Below are 4,873 nucleotides of genomic sequence, written 5' to 3' on the forward strand. Positions count from 1 at the left end.
TAAACACGCGCGGCAAAGTGGTCTTGGTCATGCACGGCTGTCCGGGCGACCAGGAGGCCAAATGGGGAGCGTTGGCAAGCGATAGCGCCAAGGCGGCCATGGCCGTGCACCACGGCGCCGTGGGCATGCTCATGTGCGCCCATTTCCGCGAGGAGGATCGCAGCGCCGGGCGCTGGCGACTGCGCCCCGGCAACTACAAACCCGGCTTCCTCGCCTTTGCCGTCAGTGAGAGGGTGGCGCAGTTCCTCCTGATCGGAGAGAAAGAGGCGAAGCGCCAATTTGACCGCCGCATGCGCAACGAGCAGGAGAAGTTGGACAAAGAGCTGAAGCCCATCTCGCGCACCACCGGCAAGAAAGCCGAGTTCTCCGTGAAGGCGGTTTTCGATCCCAACCGCAAGGGGAAGAATGTGATCGCTGTTCTTCCAGGCAGCGACCCGCAGCTGCGCGACGAGGTCATCGTGCTGGGCGGCCACCTGGACCATGTGGGCGTGCAGTACGGGGAGGTCTACAATGGCGCCGACGACAATGCCTCAGGCGCGGCGACGGTGATGGAGGTGGCGCGTGTGATGGCGCGCAACGGGGTGCGGCCGCGCAGAAGCATCGTTTTCGCCTGCTGGGGCGGTGAGGAGCGCGGCCTGCTGGGTTCGCGCTACTACGCCGAGCACCCCCTCTTTCCCATCGAAAAGACGGTCGCCAATCTGAACATGGACATGGTCGGCTTGGGCAAGAAGCTCGGCTTTCCCGGCGTCTATTATGCACCGGAGCTGTGGGGGCTGATCAAGGAGAATCTCACGCAAGAGGAGCTCGAGTTCATCGAAGCCAGTCGCGGCGGACCGGGCGGCAGCGACCACACGCCGTTCATCACACGCGGTGTGCCTGCCTTTGCGCTCATGACCTCGCCGTTCGATGCGCACCCGGACTATCACCAACCAGGCGATGATGCCGAGAAGATCGATGCCGAGCTTATGGGCAAGGTGGCGCGCTTTGTCTACAAGACGGCCCTGCTGCTCGCCGACCATGAAGGCGAACTGATCGCCGAGAAACGGTTACCCCGCTACATCCACAAATCGGCGGTCATCGCCAACCTGCACCCGCTCCCTTACACGCCGGGCATGGCCGTGCTCGATTCGCTGCAGGATAAGTGGATCGACCTCCAGTTCGTGTGCGTGCCCTTTGACTCCCTGCTCAGGCCTTCTGAGCAGTTGACCAATGTCGTGCGCTCCTTGGAGCAGGCGAGCAAGGAAGTAGGCGACCCCTCCCGGCTTGATCGTGCCATGGCCATGATGTTCAGTTCGCGCCGGGAAAAGACGGCGGCATTGGTGGGTCTGGATGGTGCGCGCACGGTGCATGGCGACCTGCAGTTTCTCTCGGCTGCAGGCAAATTGGGCGCCCGCTTTCTCGTGCTGGATGGCTGCGACGGTACATGGCTCACGCCCAATGGGCTGACAGAGGAGGGTAAGCAGGCTGTCGCCATCGCCAATGAGCAGAAGATGCTGCTCATCCTCGAGAACCTGCCGGAGCCGGTCCTGTGCCAGGTGATGGCCGCCAGCAAGGCGCCGGTGGTGGTGGCAGGCATCGCTGCGGTGAGCGACTCCGTAGGCCAGAAGTTGAAGGACAATGGCGGCCTGCTGGCCGTGCCGTACGACCCGGCCGGAGGGAGCGCGGCGGCCGTTGCCAGACTCCGGGAGTTGCGGGAGCAACTGGGGCCGAAACGGCTCACCCTCTATCCGGACTTTGGGCAGCCATTGCAGGTGGCGGAGCTGGACCGCATGCTGGAGCTGACCATCGCCCTGAAAGACGAGGGGTGGGCCGACCGCGACATCAGCGATCTGCTGGGCGGCAATTTGCGAGAGGTATTGGGGCGCATGTTCCCCAGTTCACAACCGCGCATGATGCGCCCCTTCTGAGAAGAGCGCGCGCCAGGTCCCGCAGCGAGAGTGGCGGAGCGGGCTTCCTGGCCGCTTGCGGCCTGCCGCGACGTCGCTCATGCATGGCGGGCAGAAAAGTTGGCTTCTCGGATGGGCCCGTTGGGAAGGCGGAACCGCATTCGGTTCCGCCTTTGTCTGAGCGCGCGTCGCAGTGGCGGTGCACAAACCCCAGTCTCGAGGAGCTGGGGCGTTTGCCCCCTGGTGCACGGCGCGTTCAGGCACCGTAACCTTCTTGGCTGGCGGCATGTTCGGGCGGCAAGCCAGGCGAAGTGACAAGGCCCGATTGAACAGGCGGCCGCTCGGCGGCATTCGGGGAGGGGCGCTACCGCTTTTCTGCCTCCCTGATGACTTTGCGCACACGGGACAGCTGCGCACCGCTCATGTCAACCGAGCGTTCCGCCAACACGGCGATGAACTCGCCCTTGTTCTCCTTGGTGACGGCCACCAGGACCTTTTCGGCGTGTTGCGGCACGTCTTTGGGCCGACACCTGCGGAGATGGCTCAGCAGGTACGGGAATATCTGCCTGCGGTAGTCTTCGTTTTGAGCGGCGACAGCCGCAAGCGTCTTCACCCCGTTGTCCACGGTGATCACCGACCCCTGCTCCATGGCCCTCTTCACTTCATCCAGCCGGGCGAAAACCGTTTCTGCCTTGAGCCCCGCGATGGTGGAAAGGGCAATCATGCCGGCCCAAACGAGGCGGTTGTTCTTGCTCTGCAGCAGGTTCAGGAAATCGTCGGCATAGTCGGCGATCAGCTCAGGGTTGAGGTAGCCGATCTCGTAGAGCACTTTGAGGCAATCGCTCTGCACGTTGGGGTTCTCGTGGTGGAGCCCCTTAGCGATTTCGCGTATGCCGGCGCGGTCTTGCGCCCGGGCCAATTCCTTAGCGAGCTCCTGATTCGGCACCTCGTCACGCCGGTTCTGAAAGTAGGCTATACGCTGCAGTACGGACATGGGCGCGCTCCTTTGGTATGGTTCCACTGTCCTGTGAAGCGCTGGAAAGCTCTCGACAGTCAAGGGGAGCGAGGTGATGAGCACGAGAGCTCCTTGGACCTCCCCACTGGGATCAATTCATGTGGCACAGGGCGACTGCCGCCAGCGGCTATCTCGGCTTCCGCGGCCGTGCACGTGACCAGCTAATCCGTCTCCAGCGCAAGGTAAGGAACCGTGAGGACAAGGGCAACCCGAAAAGACAAACTGTGGGTGAGCAAGTGCCTCCGTCTCTCACCCAGCAACGGAAGACGCACCCCTTGACCTTGTCCCCTGGCACCGCGGGCTCCATTCCTTTCGTGCGCCTCTGCTTGCGCCTTCCCCCTCACTCGCCACGGAGCATGTAGCCGCGCTGCCAGCAATCAGATATTCGCTCGTCAGTTTCCACCCTCGGCAGCCGGGGCCGCCTGCGCCGCGCGCAAAGCCTTGGCCCATGCTTGCGTCAAGTAACCGTCTGCCTGTTCACCTCACCAGCAATAGCTTGCCGGAGGCCCACTCTTGTCGCTCACTGCCGGAAGCTCGCGCCTTCACTTGGTAGAGGTAGACGCCAGAGGGGACCTGGGTCCCGTCCTGGGCGGTGGCATCCCAGACGACAGCGCACTCCCGGTTGATCGCGAGGTCGTTCACCAGGTTCCTGACCAGCCTGCCTGAAACGTCGTAAATGTCCGCACTCTTGAGACAAGGTTGCCGTACCACCAGCCGCAAGGTGCAAGAGGTGTTGAACGGGTTTGGGTGGGCGGCGCGTGAGGCAAACAGGGAATTGCCGCTACGCTCGTTAGGAGCAGGCCTCCCGCTGACAACACTCTTTGACAGCTCAGCCACGGCATGCCAAATGGAGCTAACACCAGGCCCTGGGGTGCGTCCCTCCGCCGCGGTCCAGACGAAGTGAAGGCGGTTCTGTCGATCCACTGCCAGGTCAAACGACCCAACCTCACAGTTGTCGGGGAAGACAGGGACCGGTTCTGACCAGTTCTCCTCTCGTCCGCTGCGGTAGAAAAGCACCATCTCCTTTGGCCAGGCATAATACATCCACATCGCATGGAGCGTACCTGAGCTATCGGCTACTGCGCGTACCCGGAATGGGTAATGGAAGGCCAGGGTGGTGAAGGCGTGGTGGGTGAACGGTGCAGGGCTGGACCACGTTTTCCCGTCTCTTGAGTACGAATATAAAATTCGCTCAGGGAAGATGTTGCGATCCCAATCTATTGCCCAGAAGACGTGCCGGCACCCGTCGTTGGTTATGGCCAGGGTGGGCCAATCGTAGTCCACACGTGTGTTGAAGTAGACCTCTGAGGGTGTCCGCCATTCGTCGTGCACGCTCCTACAGGTGTAATAGATAGCGCGGTACCAGACGTCACCGCGTGGTTCCCCGAAGAAGGCCAAATGCAGAGTGTCCCCCGGTCCCCGCTCCAGAACGGGCAAGAAACACGACCCGTTTTCCTTCGGGGAAAAGCGCCTCATTGCCACCCGGGAGGGCCCCCACTTGCCATCCCCCCACAGCCTCCAGAGGATTGTCTCGTCAGGGCCTATTCCTTGTCGCCATGCAATAGCCACTCGTCCGCCGGGGAGGGTGACGAACCCCAGGTCGGCATAGGAGTCTTTCCTTTCGATCTGCGTCATCCTGGTCCAGGCGCCGCGCTCCAGCCTCATGTGCCAGATACTCTCGAAGAAACCGTACCAGGGCCAAGGGTCCTCGGAGATCCCCAGGACCAGGTGCAATACGCCTTGGTCGTCGAACCCGAAGCCGATGTCAGTCACCCTCTGCGATTCGTGGCGGAACAGGAGCTCCCTTCGCCACCCACTGTCGTCCTGCCACCAGTGATAGAGCACGTCCTGGTAGAGGTCGTCGTCTTCCGGGTCGTCCAGTGCTACCACGTGGACGCGCCCGATGGAGTCTATCGCTATGTGGGGATAGATGGGAAAGTCCAGCCCCCTTTCCACAACCTCCAACAGCGAC

The 4,873-nt window shown here is 62.3% G+C and carries 3 protein-coding genes; 1 reads left to right on the plus strand and 2 read right to left on the minus strand.

The window, feature by feature from the left end; all coding sequences use genetic code 11:
- The coding region (locus H5U38_06270; protein ID MBC7186622.1) for a M20/M25/M40 family metallo-hydrolase at positions 1-1,907 on the plus strand (1,907 nt) is incomplete at its 5' end.
- A 343-nt stretch (positions 1,908-2,250) separates the two neighbouring features.
- Here H5U38_06270 and H5U38_06275 read toward each other — a convergent pair.
- Together H5U38_06275 and H5U38_06280 are read right to left on the minus strand one after the other, a co-directional pair.
- A complete protein-coding gene (locus H5U38_06275; GenBank protein ID MBC7186623.1) occupies positions 2,251-2,880 on the minus strand; it encodes a hypothetical protein in 630 nt (209 codons plus the stop codon).
- A gap of 498 nt (positions 2,881-3,378) precedes the next feature.
- Positions 3,379-4,857, minus strand: coding sequence for a hypothetical protein (locus H5U38_06280; protein ID MBC7186624.1), 1,479 nt, complete (start codon positions 4,855-4,857; stop codon positions 3,379-3,381).
- Positions 4,858-4,873 lie beyond the last annotated feature (16 nt).

Source organism: Calditrichota bacterium, from assembly GCA_014359355.1.
GTDB lineage: Bacteria > Zhuqueibacterota > Zhuqueibacteria > JANLFK01 > Oleimicrobiaceae > Oleimicrobium.